18 protein-coding genes are annotated in these 25,513 nt (G+C 69.3%); 12 read left to right on the top strand and 6 right to left on the bottom strand.

What is annotated here, in order from left to right:
• Window positions 1-6: 6 nt before the first annotated feature.
• From VN461_14735 to VN461_14720, 4 genes are read left to right on the top strand one after another with little or no spacing between them, the layout of a single operon-like run.
• Window positions 7-1,176, top strand: coding sequence for a threonine synthase (locus VN461_14735; GenBank protein ID HXB56038.1), 1,170 nt, complete (start codon window positions 7-9; stop codon window positions 1,174-1,176).
• A complete protein-coding gene (locus VN461_14730) occupies window positions 1,173-2,378 on the top strand; it encodes an alanyl-tRNA editing protein (protein HXB56037.1) in 1,206 nt (401 codons plus the stop codon). The genes VN461_14735 and VN461_14730 overlap by 4 nt, the downstream gene beginning before the upstream one ends.
• Window positions 2,375-3,235: a DMT family transporter gene (locus tag VN461_14725; GenBank protein HXB56036.1), complete on the top strand. Its 861-nt coding sequence runs from the start codon at window positions 2,375-2,377 to the stop codon at window positions 3,233-3,235. The genes VN461_14730 and VN461_14725 overlap by 4 nt, the downstream gene beginning before the upstream one ends.
• A complete protein-coding gene (locus VN461_14720; protein HXB56035.1) occupies window positions 3,232-4,236 on the top strand; it encodes an asparaginase in 1,005 nt (334 codons plus the stop codon). The genes VN461_14725 and VN461_14720 overlap by 4 nt, the downstream gene beginning before the upstream one ends.
• On the opposite strand, the gene VN461_14715 is transcribed toward VN461_14720, so the two are convergent.
• Both VN461_14715 and VN461_14710 read right to left on the bottom strand, forming a co-directional pair.
• Window positions 4,218-5,891, bottom strand: coding sequence for a hypothetical protein (locus tag VN461_14715; protein ID HXB56034.1), 1,674 nt, complete (start codon window positions 5,889-5,891; stop codon window positions 4,218-4,220). The genes VN461_14720 and VN461_14715 overlap by 19 nt on opposite strands.
• 224 nt (window positions 5,892-6,115) lie before the next feature.
• Entirely contained in the window at window positions 6,116-7,195 is a 1,080-nt protein-coding gene (locus tag VN461_14710) for a P1 family peptidase (GenBank protein HXB56033.1), read from the bottom strand.
• A gap of 395 nt (window positions 7,196-7,590) precedes the next feature.
• On the opposite strand from VN461_14710, the gene panB reads away from it, so the two are divergent.
• Genes panB through panC form a run of 3 tightly spaced genes read left to right on the top strand, consistent with a single transcriptional unit; the run spans window position 7,591 to window position 10,295 of the window.
• On the top strand, window positions 7,591-8,505 hold the full coding sequence (panB, locus tag VN461_14705) for a 3-methyl-2-oxobutanoate hydroxymethyltransferase (GenBank protein ID HXB56032.1): 915 nt from the start codon (window positions 7,591-7,593) through the stop codon (window positions 8,503-8,505).
• Between the two features lie 3 nt (window positions 8,506-8,508).
• Window positions 8,509-9,468: a 2-dehydropantoate 2-reductase gene (locus VN461_14700; GenBank protein ID HXB56031.1), complete on the top strand. Its 960-nt coding sequence runs from the start codon at window positions 8,509-8,511 to the stop codon at window positions 9,466-9,468.
• A gap of 14 nt (window positions 9,469-9,482) precedes the next feature.
• A complete protein-coding gene (gene panC / locus VN461_14695) occupies window positions 9,483-10,295 on the top strand; it encodes a pantoate--beta-alanine ligase (protein ID HXB56030.1) in 813 nt (270 codons plus the stop codon).
• Window positions 10,296-10,367: 72 nt separating this feature from the next.
• Here panC and VN461_14690 read toward each other — a convergent pair whose 3' ends face one another.
• Window positions 10,368-11,522 carry a deoxyguanosinetriphosphate triphosphohydrolase gene (locus VN461_14690; GenBank protein ID HXB56029.1) on the bottom strand — a complete coding sequence of 385 codons (1,155 nt, stop codon included), beginning with the start codon at window positions 11,520-11,522 and terminating at the stop codon, window positions 10,368-10,370.
• 56 nt (window positions 11,523-11,578) lie between these two features.
• On the opposite strand from VN461_14690, the gene asd reads away from it, so the two are divergent.
• The 3 genes from asd to dapB are packed head-to-tail and all read left to right on the top strand — an operon-like array spanning window position 11,579 to window position 14,696.
• Window positions 11,579-12,628, top strand: a complete 1,050-nt coding sequence (gene asd / locus VN461_14685; protein ID HXB56028.1) for an aspartate-semialdehyde dehydrogenase — start codon at window positions 11,579-11,581, stop codon at window positions 12,626-12,628.
• Window positions 12,625-13,986, top strand: a complete 1,362-nt coding sequence (gene lysC / locus VN461_14680; GenBank protein HXB56027.1) for a lysine-sensitive aspartokinase 3 — start codon at window positions 12,625-12,627, stop codon at window positions 13,984-13,986. The genes asd and lysC overlap by 4 nt, the downstream gene beginning before the upstream one ends.
• Before the next feature lie 2 nt (window positions 13,987-13,988).
• Window positions 13,989-14,696, top strand: coding sequence for a 4-hydroxy-tetrahydrodipicolinate reductase (gene dapB, locus VN461_14675; GenBank protein ID HXB56026.1), 708 nt, complete (start codon window positions 13,989-13,991; stop codon window positions 14,694-14,696).
• 49 nt (window positions 14,697-14,745) lie between these two features.
• Here dapB and solA read toward each other — a convergent pair whose 3' ends face one another.
• Window positions 14,746-15,903 (bottom strand): N-methyl-L-tryptophan oxidase, encoded by a 1,158-nt coding sequence (solA, locus tag VN461_14670; protein ID HXB56025.1) that lies wholly within the window; start codon window positions 15,901-15,903, stop codon window positions 14,746-14,748.
• Window positions 15,904-16,334: 431 nt separating this feature from the next.
• Between solA and VN461_14665 the strand changes: the two genes are divergently transcribed.
• Entirely contained in the window at window positions 16,335-18,986 is a 2,652-nt protein-coding gene (locus VN461_14665; protein HXB56024.1) for a TonB-dependent receptor, read from the top strand.
• A gap of 89 nt (window positions 18,987-19,075) precedes the next feature.
• On the opposite strand, the gene VN461_14660 is transcribed toward VN461_14665, so the two are convergent.
• Entirely contained in the window at window positions 19,076-21,238 is a 2,163-nt protein-coding gene (locus tag VN461_14660) for a molybdopterin cofactor-binding domain-containing protein (protein HXB56023.1), read from the bottom strand.
• On the bottom strand, window positions 21,231-21,713 hold the full coding sequence (locus VN461_14655) for a (2Fe-2S)-binding protein (protein HXB56022.1): 483 nt from the start codon (window positions 21,711-21,713) through the stop codon (window positions 21,231-21,233). The genes VN461_14660 and VN461_14655 overlap by 8 nt, the downstream gene beginning before the upstream one ends.
• A 268-nt stretch (window positions 21,714-21,981) precedes the next feature.
• Between VN461_14655 and VN461_14650 the strand changes: the two genes are divergently transcribed.
• The gene (locus VN461_14650; protein HXB56021.1) at window positions 21,982-25,503 is read left to right on the top strand and encodes an EAL domain-containing protein; all 3,522 of its coding nucleotides are present in this window, start codon (window positions 21,982-21,984) and stop codon (window positions 25,501-25,503) included.
• Window positions 25,504-25,513 lie beyond the last annotated feature (10 nt).

Below are 25,513 nucleotides of genomic sequence, written 5' to 3'. Positions count from 1 at the left end.
CGGCGCGTGCCGATCGTCCACCTCGAATGCACGAAGTGCGACCGACGTTTTCCGCCTGGACAGCGCTGGAACCTCTGCCAGTGCGGCGCTCCGCTCTTCGCCCGCTACGACCTGGAGAGCGCGGCCAAGGACATGCGGCCGGGCCACCTCTCCTTGCGCGCCCCCAACCTCTGGCGCTACCGCGAGGTGCTTCCCCTCGAGAGCCCGGAACACCTGATCACCCTGGGCGAGGGCTTCACGCCCCTCCTCCCCGCTCCGCGCCTTGGCACCCTCCTCGGCCTCCCCCACCTCTTCATCAAGGACGAGGGCGGTAACCCGACGGGCTCCTTCAAGGCCCGCGGCCTGTCGGTGGCGGTGTCGATGGCCAGGGCTCTGGGCGCGACCGATGTCTGCCTGCCCTCCGCCGGCAACGCGGGCAGCGCGCTGGCCGCCTACGCCGCCCGGGGAGGGCTCAAGGCCCACATCTTCATCCCCCAGGACGTGGCGCGCGTCTTCATCATGGAGGCCGAGGCCTACGGTGCCCACGTACAGACCGTGCCCGGGCTCATCACCGACGCCGGCCGCCTCTGTGCCCAGCTCGCCCAGGAGCATGGCTGGTACGAATGCGCCACCCTCAAGGAGCCCTACCGGCTGGAGGGCAAGAAGACCATGGGCTACGAGCTGGCCGAGCAGATGGGCTGGAAGCTGCCGGATGCCGTCCTGTACCCCACCGGGGGAGGGACCGGCCTCATCGGCATGTGGAAGGCCTTCCAGGAGCTGGAGACCATGGGCTTCGTGGGCGCCTCGCGCCCGAGGATGTACGCCGTCCAGGCTGAGGGCTGCGCCCCTATCGTGAAGGCGTTCTCCGAGGGACGGGACGAGGCCCCGCTTTGGGAGGGGGCGAACACTCTTGCCCATGGCCTGCGCGTCCCCAAGGCCCTCGGCGACTTCCTGATCTTGAAGGCCCTGCGCGAGAGCCGGGGCGCGGGGGTGGCCGTCTCCGAGGCCGAGATCGTGCAGGGGGTGCGCGACGCCTCCGCCCAGGAGGGCATCTTCGCCGGCCCCGAGGGCGGGGCTTGCGTGAGCGCCTTGCGCCGGCTCAAGGCGTCGGGCCACATCACGCCCGACGACACGGTGGTGGTCTTCAACACGGGAACGGCCTTCAAGTACGTCGAGAACCTGGCGCCCCTCTGGTGACGTCGCCGGCCCTCCCCCGGACCGAGCGCCTCTACCACCACGATCCCTACCTGCTCGACTTCGAGGCCACGGTTACGGGCCGCCGGCAACACGAGGGGCGCTTGGCCGTGACCCTCGACCGGACCGCGTTCTACCCGGAGAGCGGCGGCCAACCCTTCGACACCGGCACTCTCTCCGGCGTGCCCGTCCTGGCCGTCATCGAGGAGGCTCACGAGGTCCTGCACGTGCTGGCCGCCCCCCTGAAGGAATCACGGGTGCGGGGGCAGGTGGACGGGGAGCGGCGGCGGGACCACCGGCAGCAGCATCACGGGCAGCATCTCCTGTCGCGCGCGTTCTCCGACCTTTTCTCTGCCCACACGGTGAGCTTCCACCTCGGAGCGGAGGCCTCCTCCATCGACCTCGACCGCGAGGTGAGTGAGGAGCAGGTCCGCCTCGCCGAGGTCCGGACCAACGGGGTGGTATGGGAGGCGAGGCCGGTGGAGGTCAAGGTGGTTAGCCGGGCCGAAGCCCGAGCCCTGGGCGTGGAGCCCCCGCCGGAGGCGGGAGAGGCGATTCGCCTGGTGGAGGCCCAGGGCTTCGACCTCCAGCCCTGCGGAGGGACCCACCCGCGCTCCACCGCGGAGGTGGGAGTGGTTCTGGTGCTCGGCCGGGAGCGCTACAAGGGCGGGAGCCGCGTCCGCTTCGTCTGCGGGCACCGGGCGCTGGCGACCTTTGGCGAGCGGACGGCGGTGCTCGACCGCCTGGGCGCCCTCCTCTGCGCGCCGCTCCCGGGACTTCCGGAAGCGGCGCAGCGGGCCCTGGCTGCCCTCGCCGAGTCCACTCGGCAGTGCCGTGTGCTCCAAGAGCGGGCCCTCGAGGGCGAGGCCCGGCGCCTGCTCGCCACCGCGGCCCCGCCCGCGGTGGTGGTCTCGGTCTACGAACGCTGGCCCCCGGAGGACTTGCGAACCCTGGCCACGCAACTCGTGGCTCTCTCCCCCTGTGTGGCTCTCTTGGGCAGCCGGGGGGACAAAGCCCATCTGGTGTTCGCGCAATCCCCGGGCCTACCCCACGACATCCCCGCCCTCCTCAAGGCGGCGGTGGAGACCCTGGGCGGCCGCGGAGGGGGCCGGGGTGACCTGGCCCAGGGCGGCGGCGAGCGGCCGGCCCTTCTGGACGAGGCCCTGGCCCGCGCCGCCGACGCGGTCCGCACGAAGGCCGGATGACCGTCTCGCCCTACCTCCCGCTGGCCCTCGCCGTCCTCCTTGTGTCCTTCGGCTCGATTCTCGTCCGGCTGGCGCAGGCCCCGCCCTTGGCCGTCTCCTTCTACCGAATCTTCCTGGCCGCGCTCTGCCTCGCCCCCTTCGCCTTCGCACCGGCCCGTCGGGCCTGGGCCACGCTCCTTCCCCGACAGCGAGCCGTTCTCTTGGCCGCGGGCGCCGCCTTGGCCCTCCACTTCGCGACCTGGGTGGCCAGCTTGTCCTACACCTCGATCGCGTCCTCGGTTCTGCTCGTCAACACCGCCCCCCTCTTCGCCGTCGGCCTCTCGCGTGTCTTCTTGGGGGAGAGCGTCTCCCGGCTCGTGCTGGGTGCCATCGGTCTGGCCCTGGGGGGCGCCGCGCTCATCGCGGCCGGGGATTGGGCAGGTACTCCCGGCTCCCTGGGCGGCAACCTCCTGGCCGTGGTCGGGGCAGGCACCCTCGCCCTCTATCACGTTATCGGCCGGGGCTTGCGCGCGGCCCTCCCTTTGAATGCCTACGTCTTCGGCGTCTGGTCCACGGCTGCCTTCAGCCTCGCCCTCCTTTGCCTCCCCTTTGGAGTGCCCCTGACCGGGTACAGCCCACGGACCTTCGGTCTCTTCCTCGCCCTCGCCCTCGTGCCCACCCTGGCCGGCCACGGCTTGGTGAACCAGTCGCTGCGCCGCCTCCCCGCCCCCACGGTGGGCCTGTTCCTTCTAGGGGAGCCGGTGGCCGCTTCCCTACTCGCCTACATCGTCTTCGGGGAGGTTCCCGGGCGGTGGACCCTGGCGGGGGGCGCGCTCGTGTTCGCAGCCCTCGCCCTCGTCCTACGGGGGCGTGCGTGAGCGCACGACGCACGGTGCACGTGATCTTCACGGGGGGGACGATTTCCATGCGTGTGGACCCCGGCACGGGAGCGGCGGTGCCCTCCCTCTCCGGGGAGGAGATCGTCTCCCGCGTGCACGGCCTCCGCCGCGAGGCCCGACTCGTATTGGAGGACTACGCCCGTCTTCCCGGCCCCCACGTGACGCCGCACTGGATGTGGCGGCTCAAGGCACGGGTGGCCTCGGTGCTGGAAGATCCGAGCGTGGATGGGCTCGTGGTCACCCACGGGACCGACACCCTCGAGGAGACCGCCTTCCTCCTGGACCTCACCCTCGACAGCCCCAAGCCCGTCGTCTTCTGCGGCGCGATGCGCACCCTCTCCGAGCCGAGCTGGGACGGCCCCGCCAACCTCATGACCGCGGTGCGGACCGCCGTCCACCCTGCGTCGCGGGACCGGGGGGTTCTGGTGGCGGTGGGCGAGGAGGTGCTCGCCGCGGCCGAGGCCTACAAGTGGCACACCCAGAGCCTGGCCGCCTTTCGCAGCCCCCTTGGCCCGCTCGCGGTCCTGGATCGCGGGCAGATCGTTTATCGGCGGCCTCCCTTTCACCCTCCCTGCCTGAGGGCCAAGCGTCTGGTCGCGGAAGTCGATCTGCACATCATGGCCACCGGCGTTGACGACGCCCTGATCCGGGCCTCGGTGGCGCGGGGAGCGAGAGGCCTGGTCGTGGAAGCCACCGGCTGCGGCAACGTCCCCCCCTCCGCGCTGCCCGGCCTGCGCTCTGCCCTGGCCTCCCGCCTGCCCATCATCTTGGCCTCCCGCTGCGCGGAGGGCCGGGTTTCCCCCGCCTACGGTTACGAGGGGGGTGGGCGGATGCTCCGGGAGATGGGGGTCATCCTGGGCGGGGATCTCCCCGGGCCCAAGGCCCGCATCAAGCTCATGGTCGCCCTCGGCCTCACGCCGGATCCGCTCGAGATCCGGCGGATCTTCGAGGGCGACGGCACCTACTCCCCTAGATCGTAGAGCATCCCCCACGAGCCCCGGGCGAGAGGGCGGCGGGCGGTCTCCCACGGCCGGTCGCTCGTCGGGAACTCCCTCTCCTCTCGTGCGCCCCAGAACAGGTAGCGGGCGCCCACCGCCCGCGCCGCCTCCTCCCAGCCCGGCCTCCCCATCATCAGGTCTCCGAGGCGAGCGGTCACAGGCTCGGCGGCGATCCCGTGGCTCCAGAGGTGACCGGCGTAGCCGGCCACCAAGGGATGGCCGCAGAGGGCCACGGGATGATTGAAGGTCGGGGCGGTGGCGACCCGGTCCCGGATGGGGAGCGGCGAGAGGGCGGAGCAGACCGCCTCCCGCTCGCTCACCCTGAAGATTTCGAGGGGCGGCCCCGAGCCGACCGACGCCTCGACCACGGAAGCGATGCCGGGCAGGAACACGGCGAGGAGCATCAGGCTCCGCGGCCCAGGCGCCAGGGCGTCGATCACCAACTCCCCCACCGCGGGAAGCACGAGCAGATAACACCACACCATCATCTTGGTGTTGTCCCACGCCCAGGGGGCGACCCTCACGAAGAACAGAGCCGCGAAGAGCAAAAGGCCCGGCCCCAGCAGCAGGAGATGGCCGCGGTCTCCGCGCCGAATCGCCCGCGCCGCCGCCCAGAGGACGAGGGGCAGAAAGAAGACGAAGTTCACGGCCAGGAAGACGAGCGGGTTCTGGGCCCCCATCATCCAGCCCGGCGTCCAGCCCACCAGGGACGCGGCGGCAAAGTGATCCGTCACCTCCCAAACGCTCCAGCTCGCGGGGACGAGTGCCCAGAGCAATGGCCCCCGCCACGGCTGGCCCCTCCCGCCCCCCAGGCTCCAGAGGCCGAAAATCACGGAAATGAAGATGAAGGTGTGGAGGTGGAAGAGCGGCAGCGCGCCCCAGACCGCCCCCTCTACCCAGGCGGGCAGCCCGCGGCTGCCCCGAAGAAGGCGCTCGCGCCAGCTCCAGAGAAGGATCAGGCCCGCCGGGAGCGCGAAGAGGAACCCGCGCTGGGGGACGAAAAGGGCCAGGAACAGGTTCTTCCAGGCCAGCTCGGCGGGGCCGCCCGCTTCGGGGCCGGGCCCCGCACCGAGGGCGGCCAGACCGCCTGAGAAGAGGAAGGCCCCCACCGCGAAGCCCCGCCCCCAGCGAAGAAGGGCGACGAGCGCCAGCACGGACGCGACGAGGCCCATGACCTCGAGGAGACCAGGCAAGGAGACCCGGAGAGTGACGAAGAGGGCGGTGAAGAGATCCACGCCAAAGGGATAACGGAGCCTCTGCCCCGTGAAGATCGGGTTCTCCGGCCAGAAGGGCGCCCCGTTCGCGAAGTACTCGATGTAGGTCCAGTGGAGCGGCAGGTCACCGTAGTTGAATGGAAGCAGTGTGTAGGCTGTGTCGCCCCGCCGGAAGCAGATCCAGCCGAACTGCCGCAGGGCGGCGACGAGGAATAGGACGCCGGCCAAGTAGTCGAAGGGCCGAAGCGGCGTCCGGCTCAGCGTGGATCCGCACGCCCGGTAGGCCGCGGTCAGGGCGAGCAGGCCGAGGCCCAAGCTCAAGCAAGAGACCCCCACCGTCAGCGAGCCCACCAAGAGCGCGCCCAGGGCCGCGGTCAAGGTGGCGCTGGCCACGAGGAGCAGGATCGCGGCCGTGACCCTCACGAGGGTGCCTTCCCCCTACCCATTCTCCACAGTTCTTGCACAACCCTCCCACAAAGAACGCACAGGCCTTCCACAGCATTTGCACCGCCCCCCCCGGGTCCCGATGCCTTCAAGGGTCAGCCCTCGCGCGCCCGTCCTTTTCCGAGATATCCACGCGTTTTCCGCAGGCTTGACCAGAAGACCCACAGGGCGTTCACAGACCCTCAACAGCTTTTCCACCGCTCCTATCCCGACCCTCGCGAGGGAGCGAGATCGGCGGCCGCGGGCAGGCCGGGGAGTCCCTTGGCCAGTTGGACCGCGCGCAGAACCGCGCGGGCGACGGCCTCGGCCGCGACGATGCCCACCACCAGGTCCGGCGTCGCCATGCGGATCGCCCCCGTCGAGACTGCGAAGAGGGTGTCCCCGTCCCAGGGCGTGTGCGCAGGCTGCACGGTGCGAGCCAGGCCGTCGTGGGCCATCTGCGCGACTTTTGTGGCCTGCGCTTTCGTCAAGGAGACGTTGGTCGCCACGACACCGATCGTCGTGTTTTGGCCTTCCGTCGCGCCCCGGCCCGGTCCGTAACCTTCGAGCAGCGCCCGGATGGTGCCGTGCAAGCGCCGGCCGTCGGCGTCACGTGCCCCCGCCACCAGCGCTCCAGTCCAGGGATCGCTCACGTCGCCCCAGGCGTTCACCGCCACCAACGCGGCCACCACGACTCCCCCCGGAAGCTTGACCGCGGCGGTTCCAAGGCCGCTCTTCATGGCCCGCTCGGGCCCGAACAACTTTCCCACCGTGGCCCCCGCCCCCGCCCCCACGTTCCCCTCCGCCACTGGACCCGCGCTCGCCGCTCGCGCTGCGGCTTGGCCCGCGGCCGCGTCCGGCCGCACCGTCCAGTCACCGAGTCCGAGGTCGAACAGGATCGCGGCGGGCACGATCGGCACTCGCCCCACTCCCACCTCAAACCCAATTCGCCGTTCCTCGAGATAGCGCATGACCCCGGTGGCGCTATCGAGCCCGAAGGCGCTCCCTCCGGAGAGCACGAGGGCATGGACCGTGGGCACCATGCTCACGGGAGCCAAAAGGTCCGTCTCGCGGGTGCCCGGCGCCCCCCCTCGGACGTCCACGCCGCAGACCGCTCCCTCCTCCGTCAGGACTACCGTGCACCCGGTGGGCCGACGGCTGTCTGTGAAGTGGCCCACCTTGATGCCCGCCACCTCCGTCAGCCCGCCCCCCGGCCCGACAGGTGCCACCGCCTCCGCAGAGGGCGCAGCGAGAGCGCCGGCCACACCCGCAGCGAGTACCCGACCGAAATCCCTCCGATCCATCTGCCCCATCGGTCCCTCCGGCTCGGCCGCGGCCGCCCGCCTGCGCCTTTGGCCGTCCCTTGAATCTCCGCCCGGGGTCGCCCGCCGACCCGACTCGCCCTCCTCCGGTTCACGTTCAGCTACGCCTCCCGCGCGGGGTGGCTTCGTCCCGCAGAATCATACAGGGCGCGGCCAGAAAGGGTCTGAAGGGCGGGCCGTTTGAACCGAGTGGCCGGCGCCATGGGGCCGTGATACCGTGTTTAGTGCCGCCGACCCCATTCTCGGGGCGGCGAGTGGGAGTGCACCATGCGATTGTGGACTCGCCGCCCGGATCCCCGCGGGGACCGGGACGCCCCCCCCGGATTGACCAGACGGTCCTACGAGCCCCTCTGCATGGCCTTCCCCGGAGGGATGCTATGAGCACGCGGCTCGCGGGGAGTGACGCCTCGTCCGATCCACGCCCGAAGGTCACAGTCGCTGCCTTTCGAGACAAACGTCGCCGCGGGGAACCGATCGCGGTGCTGACCGCCTACGACTACCCGACGGCCCACGCCCTCGACGCGGCGGGTGTCGACGCCATCCTCGTCGGCGACTCTCTCGCCATGGTCGTCCTGGGCCATCCCGACACCCTCTCCGTGACCATGAACGAGATGCTCCACCACGCCCGCGCGGTCAGCCGGGGGGCGACAACCCCGCTCCTCATCGGCGATATGCCCTTCATGAGCTACCAGGCGGACGTCGCTGAAGCCGTGCGCAACGCGGGCCGGTTCCTGCAGGAAGCGGGCATGAACGCGGTCAAGCTGGAAGGCGGACGGTCCGTCGCCCCCGCGGTCAAGGCCATCGTCCAAGCGGGGATCCCCGTCCAGGGCCACCTCGGTCTCACTCCCCAGAGCCTGAACCAGCTCGGGGGCTGGCGCGTCCAGGGCCGGACGGCGGAGGCCGCGCGGGCGCTCCTCGAGGATGCCCTAACCCTCGAAGACTCGGGCTGCTTCTCCATCGTCCTGGAGAGCGTCCCCGCGCGGCTCGCCGCCTACATCACGGAGCGGCTGGAGGTGCCTACGATCGGCATTGGCGCCGGGCCTGGCACCAGCGGCCAAGTGCTCGTGACCCACGATCTCCTCGGGCTCTACGACCGGTTTACCCCCCGCTTCGCCAAGCGCTACGCCGACCTCGGCCAGGCCATGGCCACCGCCTTTGCCGCCTTTCGCGCAGACGTGGTGGCGGGGCTCTTCCCAGGACCGGAGCACGCCTACAACCTCCCCACCGAGGAGTGGGAGGCGTTCCTGGCCTCCCTGGGCGAGGAACTACCCGTCACCGCCGCGAGCCGGTAGCCCGTGGTTGCCGCCTCCCGCCGGCGCCCGCGCGTGCACGTCCTGGGCACGGGCGCCATGGCCTGCGCGCTCGGGGGGCGACTGGCCCGTTTCGGGCGGGCCTTGGTCACCCTGGTCGGGACGTGGCGCGAAGCCCTCGACGAGATCGCCCTCCATGGCGTCACCGTGGAGGATGGGGCGGGAACGTGGTCGGCCAAGGTCGGGGTTTCATCGCTTTTCGGCCCCCTGGGTCCCGCCGACTTTGTGCTCGTGCTCGTCAAGAGCCACCAGACCGACACCGTCGCGCGGGTCGCCGCCCGCTGCCTCCTGCCCCGGGGCCTCGCCGTCACCCTCCAAAATGGCCTCGGCAATCGCGAACTGCTGGAGGTGGCCGCGCCCGGACGGGTAGCCCAGGGGGTAGCCTTGATGGGAGCGAACACCCTCGGGCCCGGTTGGGTCCGGGTCGTCCCCGGCCGCATCGTGCTCGGCGCTGACGCGGGGGCCTCCGGCCCGCTGGCGCCGCTGGCCGACCTTCTCCGCGCCTCCCGGATCCAGACGGAGGTAACGGCTGAGATCGAGCAGACCATCTGGCGCAAGCTGATCGTGAACTGCGCCATCAACCCCCTCTCCGCCCTCACCGGCCGGCCCAACGGCGCCCTCCTCGAGGGGCCCCAGCCCCTGGACACGCTGATCCGGGCCGCGGAAGAGGTAGGGGTGGTCGCCACCGCCAAGGGGATACACCTGGGCGCCGACGCCGCCGCGCTTGCGGTGGAGGTCGCGAAGAGCACGGCCAGCAACCGCTCGTCCATGCTCCAGGACCTCGAGCGGGGAGCGCAGACGGAGATCGACGCCCTGAACGGCGCCGTCATCGCGGAGGCGCAGGCGGTTGGCGTGCCCACCCCCGTCAACGAGTATCTCTGGCGTCGGGTGCGGGAGCGGGAGGGACGCCCCCTGCCTCCTCCCGCGCCCAGCGCGGGCGTGTGAAGACCCTCACCGCCATTCCCGCGCTGCGGGAGTGGCGGGGCCAGAGCGGGGCCCCCCTCGGCCTCGTCCCCACCATGGGCTACCTCCACGCGGGCCACCGTTCCCTCCTCGACCGGGCCCGCAGGGAGAACGACCGGGTGGCGGCAAGCCTGTTCGTCAACCCCGCCCAGTTCGGCCCCCAGGAGGACTTGGGCCGCTACCCGCGCGATTTGCCCCGCGACCAGCGCCTGCTCGAGGAGGCGGGCTGCGATGTCCTGTTCGCTCCCTCCGTCCAGGAGATGTATCCCCCCGGCTTCGAGACCACCGTGGACGTGGGACGCATCGCCGCTCCCTTGGAGGGGGCGCGCCGACCCGGCCACTTTCGGGCCGTGGCCACCGTGGTCCTCAAGCTCTTCCACCTCTTCCGGCCGGACCGCGCGTATTTTGGGGAGAAGGACGCTCAGCAGCTCGCCGTGATTCGCCACATGGTGCGGGACCTAGACTTGCCGGTGGAGGTCTGCGGCTGCCCCATCGTCCGCGAGCCCGACGGGGTGGCCTTGAGCAGCCGAAACAGCTACCTATCCGCCGAGGAACGGCGCGCCGCCCCCGTTCTCTTCCGGGCGCTGTGCGCGGCCCGCGATCGCTGGGCCGCGGGCGAGCGCGACGCCGAGGGCCTGCGCCGCGCCATGACGGACATGCTCGCCCGCGAGCCCCTGGCGCGTGTCGACTATGTCAGCGTGGCCGACCCCGACACCCTGCAGGAGCGGGACCACGCCCACCCACCCCTGCTCATTTCCATGGCCGTTTTCTTCGGGCCCACCCGCCTCATCGACAACCTCCGGCTCTGAAGGCCGGGCCAATCTCTTTCCCAAGCGTCTGAAGCCGCCCGGGGCGATGAGGTTCGCGTACGGCCGAGGGCCTCAGACCCGGACCAGAGGATCGAACAGCTTCTGATGCTCGTCGACCGCGAAGCGGTCGGTCATGCCCGCGATGTAGTCGCAGACCACCCGGTGAGCGCCCTCTCGCTCGATCTGTTCGTGGTAGCGCGGGGGCAGCTGCCGCGGTTCGCTCACGAAGGACTGGAAGAGGGCGCGCAGGATCCGCCCCGCTTTGTCCCCCATTCGAACCACGCGGTAGTGGCGGTACATGTTCTTGAGCAGGAAATCCTTCAGCTCCCGCACTCGGGCCGCCATTGCCGCCGAGTATGAAATCAACCGCCGCCCGACATGCCTCACGTCGTCGAGCGACTGGATCTGCGCCTCCTCCAGGTTACGCAAGGAGGCGGATAGAAGCTCTTCCGTACAGCGGTTGATGATCCGGCGCACCACCTGATGGCGGAGGATGCGCTCGTCCTCGATCCCCTGGGTCAGGGCTGCGTCGTGGGCCTCCCGAAAAAGGTCCACGCAGCGGATCTGGTCCAGTGTGAACATGCCGGAGCTCAGGCCGTCGTCGACGTCGTGATTGTTGTAGGCGATCTCATCCACGAAATCCACGAGCTGGGCCTCCAGGGTGGGAGCTTCCCCGGGCGCGTACTCCGCGGGCGCGCTGGCGTCGCTCTCCGGCTGGTGCTTGATGATCCCCTCCCGCACCTCCCACGTCAGGTTGAGACCCGGGAAGCGCGGGTCGCGTTGCTCCAGCACCTCCAAGATGCGCAGGGTCTGCCGGTTGTGCTCAAAGCCGCCGTGGTCCTTCATCAGCTCGTCCATCACCCGCTCGCCCGAGTGGCCGAAGGGCGTGTGGCCGAGGTCATGCCCCAGAACCAGGCACTCTGTCAGTTCCTCGTTCAGGGCCAGGGCCCGGGCCACCGTGCGGCCGATCTGGGCCCCTTCCAGGCTGTGGGTCAACCGAGTCCGGTAGTTGTCCCCCTCGTGGTTGACGAAGACCTGGGTCTTGTACTCCAGGCGACGGAAAGACGAGCTGTGGATCACCCGGTCACGGTCGCGCTGGAAGCAGGTGCGCAGGGGGTGCTCCTCCTCGGGATATCGGCGCCCGCGGCTGCGCGCGCTCCGCATCCCGTAAGGCGCGAGCTGCTCCTCCTCCCGATTCTCCTGGGCCCGCCGGTCGATGAGGACCATCCCCCTACCTCCCGCGTCCGATTCTACTGCCGGGAGGGATGCACTACACTTGTTGCATGCCCAAGACCCCGGTCGCCGTCCTGGGCGCCACCGGCGCCGTCGGACAGCGATTCATCCAGCTCCTGGCCGATCATCCCTGGTTCGAGGTGGCCGAGCTCGCTGCCTCCGACCGCTCCGCGGGCAAGCCCTACGGCGAGGCCTGCACCTGGCGCTTGCCCGGATCCGTGCCCCCGAGCGTGAGCGAGCGCGTCGTCTCCTCGCTCGACTCCCCCTTTCGCTCCCCCCTCCTCTTCTCGGGCCTGGATTCCTCCGTGGCGGGCGAGGCGGAGGCCGCGTTGGCCGCCAAGGGCCACGCCGTGGTTACCAACTCCCGGAACCACCGCATGGATCCAGACGTGCCGCTCCTCGTCCCTGAGATCAACGCCGACCACCTGGCGGCCCTGGAGGGGCAGCGCCGGCGCACGGGTGGCGGATACATCCTCACCAACCCCAACTGCAGCGTGGTCGGCCTGGTCTTGGCCCTCGCCCCCCTCCATCGGGCCTTCGGCCTGGAGTCGGTGGTCGTAGTCACCCTCCAAGCCCTCTCCGGAGCGGGCTATCCGGGCGTCGCCTCCCTGGACATCGAGGACAACGTCCTCCCCTTCATCGGCGGCGGCGAAGAGGAGAAGATCGAGAGCGAACCCCAGAAGATCCTGGGCGGTTTTGCCCAGGGGGCCTTCTCTCCCGCCCCGTTTCCGGTCTCGTCCTCCGTTCACCGCGTGGCGGTTGTCGACGGGCACACGATGGCCATCTTCGTGCGTTTGCGCACCCGGGCCACCCCCGCCCAGGCCTCCCGCGTCCTCGCCGACTTCCGGGGAGAGCCCCAGGAGCGCCGCCTGCCCAGCGCGCCCCGGCAGCCCATTCACGTGCTGACGGAGCCCGACCGGCCCCAGCCCCGGCGGGACCGAGACCGGGAGGGCGGGATGGCGGTCTCCGTCGGACGCATCCGCGAGGACAAGGTCTTCGACCTGCGCCTAGAGGCCCTCGTACACAACACGATCCGGGGCGCCGCGGGGGCCGCCATTCTGAACGCGGAGCTCCTCCAGGCCCGGGGCCTGCTCCCATGATCGTGATGAAGTTCGGGGGGACCTCGGTGGGGTCCGCCCAGCGCATCCTGAACTTGGTGGCACGCGTCCGGGAGCGGCGGGAGCGCAGGCCGGTCGTGGTCGTTTCCGCCCTGGCCGGAGTCACCGACCTCCTGATCCGCGGGGCCCGCGCCGCGCTCGCCCGCGACCCCGCGAGCGACGCCGTCGTTCAGGAGATGCAGGCCCGGCACAACGACACCATCCGCGACCTCATCCCCGCGGGAGAGGTCCGCAACCGGCTCCTCGCCCAGGTGGAGGAAGTGCTGGCCGAGTTGCGAATCCTGTACACCGGCGTGCACTACCTGGAGGAGCTGACCCCCCGCTCCCTGGACGCCATCGCCGGCATGGGCGAGCGCGTTTCCTGCGAGATCGTGGCCGCCGCCCTCCAGCAGGCCGATGTCCCCGCCCGCGCCCTCGACGCCCGTAGCGTGCTCCTCACCGACGATTCCTTCGGCCGCGCCCAGCCCTTGCTGGAGGAGACGGGGGCACGGGTTAGGGAAAACGTGCGGCCGCTGGCGGAGGAGGGGATCATCCCCGTCCTGGGCGGGTTCATCGGCAGCACCCGGGAGGGTGTCGCCACGACCCTCGGCCGCGGGGGCTCAGACTGGTCGGCCTCCGTCTTCGGCTCCCTGCTCCCCGCCGAGGAGATCCAGATCTGGACGGATGTGGACGGCATAATGACGCTGGACCCGCGGGTCTTCCCGGGGGCGCGGGTCATACCCAAAATCAGCTTCGACGAGGCGGCCGAGCTGGCCTACTTCGGGGCCAAGGTCCTTCACCCCGCGAGCATCAAGCCCGCGGTGGAGAGGGGAATCCCCGTCATCATCCTCAATTCCCTGAACCCCGCCGCTCCCGGCACCCTCATCACGGCCGCCGCCCCGGGGGCGGAAGGCGAGCCCCGCGCCATCGCCTTCAAGAAGGGGATCTCCGTCATTCTGATCGCCCAGCCCCGCATGCTGATGGCCCACGGTTTCGTGGCCCAGGTGTTCGAGGTCTTTGCCCGTCACCGCACGCCTGTCGATCTCATCGCCACCTCCGAAGTCTCCATTTCCCTGACCGTGGACAACCCCGCCGCCCTGTCCGCCGTCCAGGCCGACCTGGCCTCTCTTGGTGAGGTCCGGGTCATTTCCGCCATGGCCATCGTCAGCGTGGTAGGCCGCGGCTTCGTGCGGCGTTCCGGGCTGGCGGGCCGCATATTCCAGGCCCTCTCCTCCGTGAACGTGGTCATGATCTCGTTTGGGGCCTCGGACGTGAACGTCTCCTTCGTGGTGGCGGACGCGGACGCGGAGCGGGCCGTACGTCTGCTGCACCGGGAGTTCTTCGAGAGGGGCCAGCCTTGAAGATGGCGGTGGTCGGCTACGGCAAGATGGGGCGCGAGGTGGAGACGGTGTTGCTGGAGCGGGGCCACCTGCCCGTGATCGCCAGCCGCGGGACCGCCTACCCGCCCGGCTGCGTGGTGGGGATCGACTTCACGGCCCCGAGCTCGGTGGTGGCGAACGTGGCCGCGGCTCTGGTGGCGGGCAGCCGATACGTGGTGGGGACCACGGGCTGGAGCGGCCACCTGGACGAGATACGGATGCTGGTGGAGACCTCGGGGGGGGGATTGGTCCATGCCGCTAACTTCTCCATAGGCGTCAACCTCTTCTACCGAATCGTGCGCCAGGCGGCGAAAACCCTCGCCCCCTTCACGGACTACGATCCCTACATCCTCGAGCGCCACCACCGCCAGAAGAAGGACGCGCCTTCCGGTACGGCCCGCGTCCTGACTTCGATCCTAGAGGAGGCGGGGGGAGCCCGCCACCGGGCCGCCACTCGACTGGAGGGGGCTCTTCCCCCCGACGCCTTCCACGTGGCCTCCGTTCGGGCGGGCGGCATCGTGGGCGAGCACACGGTGGGATTCGACTCCGGGGCGGACGAGATACTGCTCGAGCACCGGGCTCGCTCGCGACGGGGCTTTGCCCTGGGTGCCGTCCTTGCCGGGGAGTGGATCGCGGATCGCACGGGGTTCTACCCCTTCGACGCCGTCCTCGAAGAGCTCGCTCGCCCTTGAGGCAAGGCCCGCGGCGGCCGGGGAGGGGAGCGAAAACCGGAGATCCCGTTTAGAAGACGGTCCGCGCCTGAACCCTCTCCTTGGTGGCCAGGCTGAACTTTGCCTCCACGGGCTTCCCGTCCGCTATCCGCGCGGCCACGTACTCCCCCACCGCCGGTCCGTGCTTGAAGCCGTGGCCGGAGCCCCCACCCACTAGCCAGGCGTTCTCCCATTCCGGGTGCCGGTCGATGAGGAAATCCCCGTTTGAGGTGTTCTCGTACTGGCACACCTCGGAACCCACGATGGGCGCCTCCCGGAGGGCGGGGAAGCGGCGGCCCACGAACTCACGCACGCGAGCGACGGCCTCCGGGCTCGGAACCCGCTCGAGGGAGTCGGGGTCGACGGGGGGACCATGGCGGTCAGGAGCGACCTTGAAACCCCGCCCCTGGAAGTCGGGTATGCCATAGATTTCTTCCGCGAAGTCCACCCAGATGGGCAGGGCCAGGCAGGAAAAGCGCTCGTCCCCGGGGGGTACCCCGAAGTAGAGGACCTCCTGCCGGGTGGGGAAGATCCGGTCGCCGAGAACCTCCGGGACCAGCTTGGCCAGCCAAGGGCCGGCCGCAAAAACAAACGTCTTCGCGGAGACAGTCTTGCCGGAGCGGGTAGTGACGGCGGCCAGCCCCCCCTTGGCCACGGGGGCGAGCACGCTCTCTTCCAGATAGGTGGCCCCCGCCTTCCTGGCCATCTCGGCCACGGTCTGGACGGCCAGAAAAGCGGCCAGAAGGCCGCTCTCGGGCTCGTAGATGGCCCAGGTGATGGGGCCCCAACCGACTTGCGGCCAGCGGGCCTCGAGCACGGTGCGTTCGAGACGTTCGTGGTTGACCCCGAGCCGTTCGAGGGTAGCGATCGTCTTCGTGGTGAGGGAGTCGAGCTCCCGCGCCATCCAGAGCACCCCCGTCCGCTGGAAGAGCGCAGGCCGACCCGCCTCCCGCAACACGTCCTTCCACAACTCCAGCGAGCGGAGGGACCACCGCGTGTAGATCTCTTTGTCTCCGTAGCCCATGCGGATGACCCGGGTCTGCCCACCCGAGCTCGCCCGGGCATTGCCGGGCCCGTAGGCATCGATCAGGGCGACCCGGCGGCCTGCGCGCTGCAGCTGGTATGCGATCCAAGAGCCAAAGACCCCGGCCCCCACCACGGCTACGTCGAACTCTTGGCTCCGGGGCATGGCCGGAGCCTGGCCACGAACAAGCCGGGGGAGGAGTGCAGTTCCCAGGGCGCCGGCCCCGGCCGTCCGAACGAAGCCACGGCGTGTCGTATTCATTCCTTGCTCCCTCGGGGCAAAGCCCTCGGCGGCGCGAACGGCGGTAGTGGCCGCTCCCCGCCACCCGGCGCCCCGGGCTCGGGCTCCGCCCGGGCCGAGACCATACCCCTCTCCCGCCCCCACGGCAATGGCCGCCTCCCTCCATGGCCGCCTCCCTCCAGCCCCTAGGCTACCCCTCCCGCCTCGCAACTCGCTCTCTCACCTGCGTATGCGCGTCCGCCCCCCGGTGCCCGCCCTTGACAAAGCTCACGCGCGGCCGTATGAAGATGCACGAGCCGCCGTCACGGAAACGCAACTTCTTGGTTTCGGCCAAGCAATCACGACGAGGAGGCATCATGTTGAAATCACGGGTGTGGGTGTGGTCTCTCGCCCTTCTCTCCGCGCTGTCTGCCGTGCCCGCGCTCGCCCAGTCCGCGGGGAGCATTGGCGGAACCGTGCGCGACCCCAGCGGGAGCACCGTCCCCGGGGCGACAATTACGGCCATCAACCAGACCACCAGCGCCACGAAGTCCGTAACCTCCACCGCCAACGGCAGCTACACGATCAGCCTGCCTCCCGGCGTCTACTCCGTGGCCGTGACCCTCAAAGGGTTCGGCAAACAGACCCGCAAGGACCTGAAGGTCGACGGCGGCGCGACGGTGACCGCAGATTTCTCCCTCGAGACCAAGCTCGAGGAGGAGATCACGGTCACGGCCATGAAGAGAGAGGAGAGTATCCAGAACACTCCCTTCTCCGTGGCCGCCGCCACCGAGGAAACGTTGCGAGAGCGCAGCATCGACGGCATCGAATCCCTGGCCGCCAACGTGGCCGGGTTCACGATCCAGAACCTGGGCCCCGGCCAAAGCCAGGTCGCGATGCGCGGCGTATCGTCCGGGCAGATTGCGCGCGACCAGCCGGGGGTCAAGGAGCAGGTGGGCGCCTACCTGGACGAATCCGTGATTTCCCTCTCCCTCTTTACCCCGGATATCGATCTTTTCGACATGAACCGGGTCGAGGTCTTGCGCGGGCCCCAGGGCACGCTCTTCGGCTCCGGCTCCGAGTCGGGAACCCTCCGCTACATCACCAACCAGCCGGAGATCTCCGGCAACAAGGGGTTCGCGGAATTCGGGGGCAACGCCCTGCACGGCGGTGACTTCGGGGGGGACTTCAAGCTGGGCGGCAACCTGAAACTGAGCGATACCGCGGCCGTGCGCGCGCTGGCCTACTACAACCGGTTGGGGGGCTTCATCGACGCCGTACAGCCCAACCTGAGCGTGAAGAAGAACGTGAACAGCGGGGAGCGGGAGGGCGGGCGGATCACCTTCCTCTTCGCTCCCAGCGACCGCCTGAGCATCACTCCCCGCTTCGTCTATCAGCGTGTGACCATGGATGGCTGGAACCGCGTCGATGCCTTCAACATCCTGGCCAATCCCTACACCACCACCCGTCCCCCCGTGACCCTCGGGCCCCGCCAGCAATTCACCCAGGTTGCGGAGCCCTATACGGACGATTTCTACCTGGGCGACCTCAACATCAACTACAACTTCGGGACCGTAGCCTTGACCTCGATCACTTCCTACACCCATCGCAAGGTCCTCGTGGTCCGCGATGCGGGGGCTTTGACCTCGAGCATCACCGGCGGCAGCATCGGCCTCCCCCCGAGCATCTACACCCTGAACGCTCCGTTGAACGACCTCACCGACCCCGCCAAGACATGGACGGAGGAACTGCGCCTGGCCGGGGGCAAGGGTCAGATCCGGTGGGTGCTCGGGGGCTTCTACGCCAACACCAAGCGCACCTACGGCCAGCAGCTGCACGTTGCCAACTTCACGGAGTTGAGCGGCATTCCCAGCAAGGAGACCTTCGCCCCCTTCAACGTTCTCTTCTTCTCCAGCCTTGGCTACAAGCTCGACCAGTTTGCGGGCTTTGGCGAGGCCACCTGGACCCAGGACCGCTTCAGCCTGACCGGGGGATTGCGCTACTACCACTTCAGCGAGGACAAGGCCCAGGTCTTCGACGGCATTTTCGGGGACGACGGGCACGGCAACCCGGTGTCGCAGCCGGGCACCACCACCGCCAACGGCGTGGCCCCGCGCATCATCTTCAGCTACAAGGCGAGCGACACCACGAACGTGAATGCCCAGGTCTCCAAGGGCTTCCGGCTGGGAGGGATCAACGACCCCATCAACGCTCCTCTCTGCACCCCCCAGGACCTCGTAACCTTCGGCGGGCGCACGGCCTGGAAGGACGAGACGGCCTGGGACTATGAGCTCGGCTCCAAGTCCCGGATCCTGGGCGGACGCGGCTCGTTCAACGTCTCCGCCTTCTACATGGACATCCGAGATCTCCAGGCCACGGTGACCGCGGGCTCCTGCTCGTCCCGCCTCATCTTCAACGTGCCGAAGTCCCGCAGCCTAGGCGGGGAGGTGGAGCTGAGCGCGGCCCCCACCAAGGACTTCGACTTCGCCATCTCCGCCAGCTACGACAGCGCCACCTTGCAGTCGACTCTGACTTCCACCGCTCCTGACGGCTCGGTCAGTGTCGTGCAGGGCCTCCAGAGCGGGGGCCGCCTGCCCAGCGTGCCCCAGTTCCAGATGGCGGCCGCCGCAACCTACCATTGGCAGATGAAGCAGGGGTGGGCGGGCTACCTGACCGGCTCCTTCCAGCACATCGGCTCGCGCCTGACCCAGGTCGGCGACGATGTTGTCGCCTTCCCCTCCAACCTCGCTCCGGGCACGCTGGACATGACGTCGTTCGGGGCCAACACCATCGGCGGCCCCCTGACCCAGCAATTCTTCTCCTACACCCCCATCATGCCCGCCTACAACATCCTCAACGCGCGGGTGGGGATTCGCCGGGGCAAGTGGGACGTGAGCCTCTACGGTGACAACTTGACGGACGAGCGGGCCCTGCTGGCCCTGGACCGTGAGCGCGGCACCCGGGCCCGCATCGGTTACCTGACCAACCAGCCGCGGACGTTTGGCCTTGTCGCCCGCGTGGATTTCTAGGGCGGGTCCTCGGACCGCACAGGGGCACGGGTGAGTCGGGGCCGTCCCCTGCCCACTCCGGCCGCGAGGGAGGAGTCCCCGACGTTGGACTAGGCGGGCAAGCCGCGGGGCGCGAGGGGCAGCGACCTAAGACGGAGGCCCGTGGCCGAGAACAAGGCGTTCCCCAGCGCGGGCGCCACGCCCACGATCGGCGTCTCCCCTGCCCCCGCCGAGGGCAGGTCCTTGCGGTCGAGGAGTACGGTCTCCAGAAGGGGTACGTCCTTGAAGCGGGGCACACGATAGCCGGAAAGCCGGGGGTTGAGGATCTCTCCGCCCTCGGACTCGATGGCCTCGAAGAGCGCACCCCCCAAGCCCATGATCACGGCCCCTTCCACCTGGTTCTGGAGGTGGTCCGGGTTCAGGATGGCGCCGCATTCGAAAGCCGTCACCACGCGCACGACCCGAACCTCGCCCGCGGGGCGCGAGACGGACACCTCCGCGCAGCTGGCCAGGTACCCTCCCTTCTCCACCCCGCAGGCCAGGCCGAAGCCGCGCTCCGGGGAGGCTTTTGCCTTCCCCCAGCCGAAGCGCTCGGCGGCCGCCTCGAGGACGGCGCGCAGGCGAGCGTCCTTCAGGTTGCGGAGGCGGAACTCCAGGGGACTTAGACCCAGGGCCGAGGCCAGCTCGTCCATGTGCGTCTCGCGCGCGAAGTGGTTGGCGGTGGCGGCCAGGCCCCGATAGGACCCCTGCCGCAGGGGCGAGCGGGCAGGATGGAACTCGATCTTCTGGTGGGGTACCTCGTAGGGGGTGTGGATCGCGGAAGGGCCGGAGTTGTAGTTGTGGAACTCCCATGCCAGGAGCGTGCCGTCGGCTCGCGCACCGCTGCGCACCTCGATCACCCCTGCGGGACGGAAGTAGGCCCAGGTAAACTCCTCTTCCCGCGTCCAGACCAGCTTGACCGGATGGCCGGCGGCTTTGGCCAGGCGCGCCGCCTCTACGGCCGCTTCGCCGGTGTGCTTGCCGCCATAGCCGGAGCCGGTGTCGGGGACGATCACGCGCACCTTGTCCAGGGTCAGCCTGAAGGCCTCGGCCAGCTCGGCCTGGACCCCGAAGGGGCGCTGCGTTCCCGTCCAGACCGTCAACCCCCCCTCCCCCCACTCCGCCACCGCGGCCCGTGGCTCCAGGGGAACGTGGGCGATGTAGGCCACCGTGTACGTAGTCTCCAGCTTCGTCCCCGCCTCCGCGAGGCCCTCCTCGACGGAGCCCACGACGTGACGCGACCGCGCATCGAACCCCTGGCCGTCCACCGGGTTCTTCTTGAGGTACTCGAAGATCTGTCTTCCCGACGGCTGGGCGGCGGCCTTCCATTCGGCGTGGATCGCGTCGCGGGCGCGGGAGGCGATCGGCTCGGTGGGCGCAGCGACGCCCACGAACTCCCCGTCGCGGACGACGGTAGCACCGGGGATGGCTTCCGCTTCCCGGGCATCCAGGGACAGGAGCGCGGCCCCGAAACTGGGAGGCCGGAGCACCTTCCCGTGGAGCATGCCCGGGCGCGTGAGGTCCGATGTGTACTTGTGCTTCCCGGTCACGATTTGGCGGCCGTTCACCTTGGCAATCGACTGCCCGGCGATGGTCCAGCGCTCGGGCGGGCTGGTGGGCTCGCTCTCGCCGATCGTTCTCACGAGCTTCTGGCCCCGGGTGAGCTCGCCAAAGCTTAGCGAACGCCTCGTCGGAGGGTGGCCCACCCTGCCATCCCCCGCCTCCACCGACGCCCGATCGACCCCCCATTTCTCGGCCGCGAGGCCGATGAGCAGCTCGCGCGCCGCGGCGGCCGCCCTCCGCAACTGGGGGGCCATGTAGGGCGTGGTGCGACTTCCGAAGGTCCCCATGTCGAAGGGAGTCTGCGCGGTGTCCGCCATGATCATCGTGATGGCCGGGAGGGGCACGCGCAGCTCCTCGGCCACGACCTGGGCGAGCGAGGTGCGGATGTTTTGCCCCATCTCCGCCTTGCCCGTGTAGACGGTCACGGCCCCGTCTGCCGCGACGTGCAGCCAGGCGCCGAGCTCCCGGGGCATCGCGTCCCCGGAACTCCGGCGGGCACCTCCGGACTCCTGGAGCGCCAAGGCAGGGTCGAGGGCCACGGTCACGACGACGCCACCCCCCAGGATCTTGCAGAAGTCGCGCCGCCCGAGGTCGAAGCGGTAACCGGGTCGGGCGAAGAGCTCGTAGCGCTCCACCTCGGGCCGAGGGTTTGGCTCCCGTGTCTCAGTCATGGGACGACCTCGCTCGAGATCGAGCTGCCGCGCACACCGCGGTCACGATCCGGGGATACGTGCCGCAGCGGCAGAGGTTGCCTTCGAGCGCCCGCGCGACATCCCGCTCCCCGGGTTCCGGGATTTTCCCGAGAAGGGCGACGCCTGCCATGATCATGCCCGCCGTACAGTAGCCGCACTGCATCGCGCCCGCCTCCAGGAACGCGGCCTGGAGGGGATGGAGCTGGCCGTTCTTCTCCAGCCCCTCGATGGTGGTGATCGCCTTCCCGACGGCACTGCCCACCTTGATCAAACAGGACCGCGCGGCCTGGCCGTCCACGAGAACCGTGCAGGCGCCGCACTGGCCCTCGCCGCACCCGTATTTGGTGCCCGTCAGCTCAAGCTCATCGCGCAGGACGCCCAGCAGGCTCCGCTCCGGGCCCACGTCGATGGAATGCCGGGTGCCGTTGACCAGAAGTTCCTTGATGGTGTCCATGCAACTCTCCGGAGCCTACGTCGAGAGAAAGATCGGGGTCAAGCCGTCGGTTTCGGCCGTGCCCCCAGGGAACGAAAAGGGGGTAGGCCACACTCGCGAGCGATCGGTGTTCTCCTAAGTCCCTGCCCATTAGTTATATACGGACCCCTCCCTGATACACGGTGGGGGCCGAGCGATGAGCCCAGCTCTGCCCTTCCCCGGGGCGAGCGCTGTCCCCGCTCCTCAAGACCGGCTATCCTGTTTCCCAGGTGACCCGAGGCTCGATCTGATGGGAAGGCTGCTCGACCCGGGGAGTTACGCCCCGAGCGCATACGCCGTTCCGCTCCTTGTTACCGCCGCCGCGACGTTCCTCCTGGGCGTATCCATCGTCATCCGCGAACGGGCCTCCCGGGTCGCGCTCCTCTTTTGCCTCATCCCTTTGACCATCGACGTTTGGCTCGTCTGCTTCTCGCTGATGTTTCTCTCCATCGACCCCCTGGTGGCCGTGGCTTGGGCCAAGATCGCGCACGCCGGGATCCCCTTCATCGCCGCCGCCATCTACCACTTCACCGTGGCCGTCACCTACGCCGACAAGCGGCGTCGGCTGCTCGTTTGGGGGGGTTGGCTCCTCTCCGGACTCTTCTCGGCCCTGTTCCTGGGAACCAACGTGTTGCTCCTCGGCCTCCACCGATACCCCTGGGGCTACTATCCCCGCTACCGCGCGGCCGCCCTCCCCTACTGCTTGACCTTCGTCGGCCTGCTACTCCTCAGCTTGCGCGAGCACTGGAACGACTCCCGCGGAGCCGAGACCCGCACGCATCGCCTCCGAAGTCGCGCGTACCTTCTGGCATTCGCGGCGGCGTCCCTGGGCTGCGTGGACTACGTGGCCGCCTACGGGATCCCCATCTATCCTTTCGGCTACCTCCCCGTCCTCGCCTTCGTCGCCCTCATCGCGCGTACCATCCGGCGCTACCACTTGGCGGACATCACCCCTGCCCTGGCCGCGCCCCAGATCATCGCCACCATGACCGACGCGCTCATCGTCTACGACGACGAAGGGAGGATCCGGCTTCTGAACCAGGCCGCGGCCTCCCTCCTCGGCCACCGGGAAGCGGACCTTCTGGGGGCGCCCGTCGCGTCCTTGGTGGACACCTCGAGCGACGGTTCGGGCCCGCTATCCAGCGCTCTCCAACGCCGTGAGGCGAGGGATCAAGAGGGTCGCCTCCGGGCACGAACCGGAGAGGGGGTGGACGTGAGGGTCTCGATCTCCCCCCTCCAAAGCATGGGAGGCCTGGGGGCGGGGGCGGTGCTGATCGCACGCGATTTCCGCGACAGAATGGCCGCGGAAATTGCGGTGCGAGCCTCCGAGGAACGCTACCGCTGCATGTTCGAGGCCAACCCGCAACCCATGTGGGTCTACGACCTCGAGACCCTAGGATTCCTGGCCGTGAACGACGCCGCGCTGCAGCACTATGGCTACTCGCGGGCGGAGTTCCTGGGCCTGTCGATCGACGACCTGGCCGCGGCCCCGGACCCTTCCCATCCCCCCGATCACGTCTCGCCCACCGTACGAGGCAACGAGGCCGTCGTCCGGCAGCACCGCCGGCGCGACGGCACCCCCATCTGGGTTCAGCTCATCACTCACGAGCTCAAGTTGGGAGAACGCCCTGCCGGCTTCGTCCTCGTCCACGACGTGAGCAACGAGTTGCGAGCGGAGCGAACCCTTCGGGCCAGCGAGGCCAAGTTCCGGGCCCTGGCGGAGACGGAGGCGGCGGCGATCTTCATCCTGGAGGGGGACAGCCTCCGCTATGTCAATCCGGCTCTCAAGTCCATGACCGGCCTCTCGGAGCCCGAGCTTCTGAAACGTAAGTTCTGGGAGTTGGCTCATGTGGATGCGCAGGAACGGTTCCGGGAGCGGGGCCGGGCGGGGCAGCGCCCGGGGGCCCGACCCGACCGATTCGAATTGAAGCTCGCCTGCCTTCGCGGCGAGCCGCGCTGGGCCGATGTCACGATGACGCCGGTCGAGCTCGAAGGTCTCCCGGCGGCGGTGGCGACCGCTTTCGACATCACGGAGCGAAAGCTCGCCGAAGAAGCACTCCGGGAGTCGGAGCGACGCCTCAGAGACATTCTCGATAACGTCCAGCTGATCTCCCTCTTCTTGGACGTCAACGGCGAAATCACCTACGGCAACGAGTACCTCCTGGACCTCGTGGGCTGCCGGGAAGAGGAGATCATCGGCCAGAACTGGTTCGACAGCTTCGTCCCCGAGGACCAACGGGAAGCGGCCCGGCGCAGCTTCATCGAGCGGATTCACAGCGGCGTGATATCCCCCCACGACGACACCGAGATCCTGACCCGTTCAGGGGAAAGGCGGCAGATCTCCTGGAGTAACACGGTCTTGCGCGACCCCGAGGGCAAGGTCATCGGCGGCGCCGCCCTCGGGGCCGACACCACGGAGCGCGCCAAGGCGGAGCGACAGCTGGCGCACGGCGCCCTGCACGACGCTCTCACGGGACTCCCCAACCGCACCTTGCTCATGGACCGCCTGGAAATCTGTATCGCCCGGGCTCGGCGTCGCCCCGGCTACATGTTTGCCGCCCTGCTTCTGGATGTGGACCGCTTCAAGGTGGTCAACGAAAGCCTCGGCCACCTCGCGGGGGACCAGCTCCTCATCCAGATCGCGCGTCGTCTCGAGACCTGTCTGCGACCCGCGGACTCGGTCGCGCGGCTCGGGGGCGACGAGTTCGCCGTCCTCATCGACGAAATCGAGGAGGCGGCGGTGCCCGCCCGCGTCGCCGAGCGCATACAGGGCTCCCTGAGCGTCCCTTTCGAGCTCGCCAGCCGGGAGGTGTTCGTCACCGCCAGCATCGGGATTGCCTTGCACAAGCCCCGGTATCAAAAGGCGGAGGACCTCGTCCGGGACGCCGACAATGCCATGCATCGGGCCAAAGAGGAGGGGCGAGCCCGCCACCGAGAGTTCGACACCGCCATGCACGCCCGGGCCGTGGGCCTCCTCCAGATCGTGAACGACTTGCATCGGGCGGTCGAGCGAGAGGAGCTGCAGGCCCACTACCAGCCCATCATGTGCCTCCGCTCGGGGCAGGTTGCGGGTTTCGAGGCCCTGGTCCGATGGCAGCGCCCGGGCCATGGCCTGGTCTTTCCGGGCGACTTCATCAGGGTCGCAGAGGAGACGGGGCTCATCGTCCCTATCGGGCTCTGGGTGCTCCGCGAGGCCTGCCGCCAGCTCCGGTCCTGGCAGGCTCGCTTTTCCTCCCGCCGGCCTCTGATGATGAGCGTTAACCTCTCCGGAAGGCAGTTCCAGCAGCCCGATCTCGTTTCCGAAGTGGCCCGGATCGTGCGCGAGACACAGCTGCCGCCGGGGAGCCTAAAGCTGGAAGTTACGGAGAGCATCCTCATGGAGAACCCGGATGCCGCCGCCGCCATGCTCACCGAGCTCAAAGCCCACGGGATCCACGTCTGTATCGACGACTTTGGGACCGGCTATTCATCGCTGGGTTACTTGCTCCGCTTCCCCGCCAACACCCTCAAGATCGACCGCTCATTCATCAGCGGAATGGGGGCGGGGAGCCCGCACTCGGACATGGTGGTGCGGACGATCGTGGGGCTTGCCCGCAACCTGGGCATGGATGTGATCGCCGAGGGAGTCGAGACCGAGGAACAGCTGGGCCGACTACAGGCCCTCGAGTGCGATTTCATCCAGGGCTATCACTTCTCCAAGCCGATGGCGGCGGAGGGAGTGGTCGAGCTCTTGAGCGGCGAGGTCCCGATCCTGTGGCCGCCGCGGGCCTGACCCCGGGGCC

This window comes from Vicinamibacteria bacterium (assembly GCA_035570235.1).
GTDB lineage: Bacteria > Acidobacteriota > Vicinamibacteria > Fen-336 > Fen-336 > DATMML01.
Note: the sequence above shows the minus strand (reverse complement) of the source record. Positions and strands in the feature narration are given on the sequence as shown.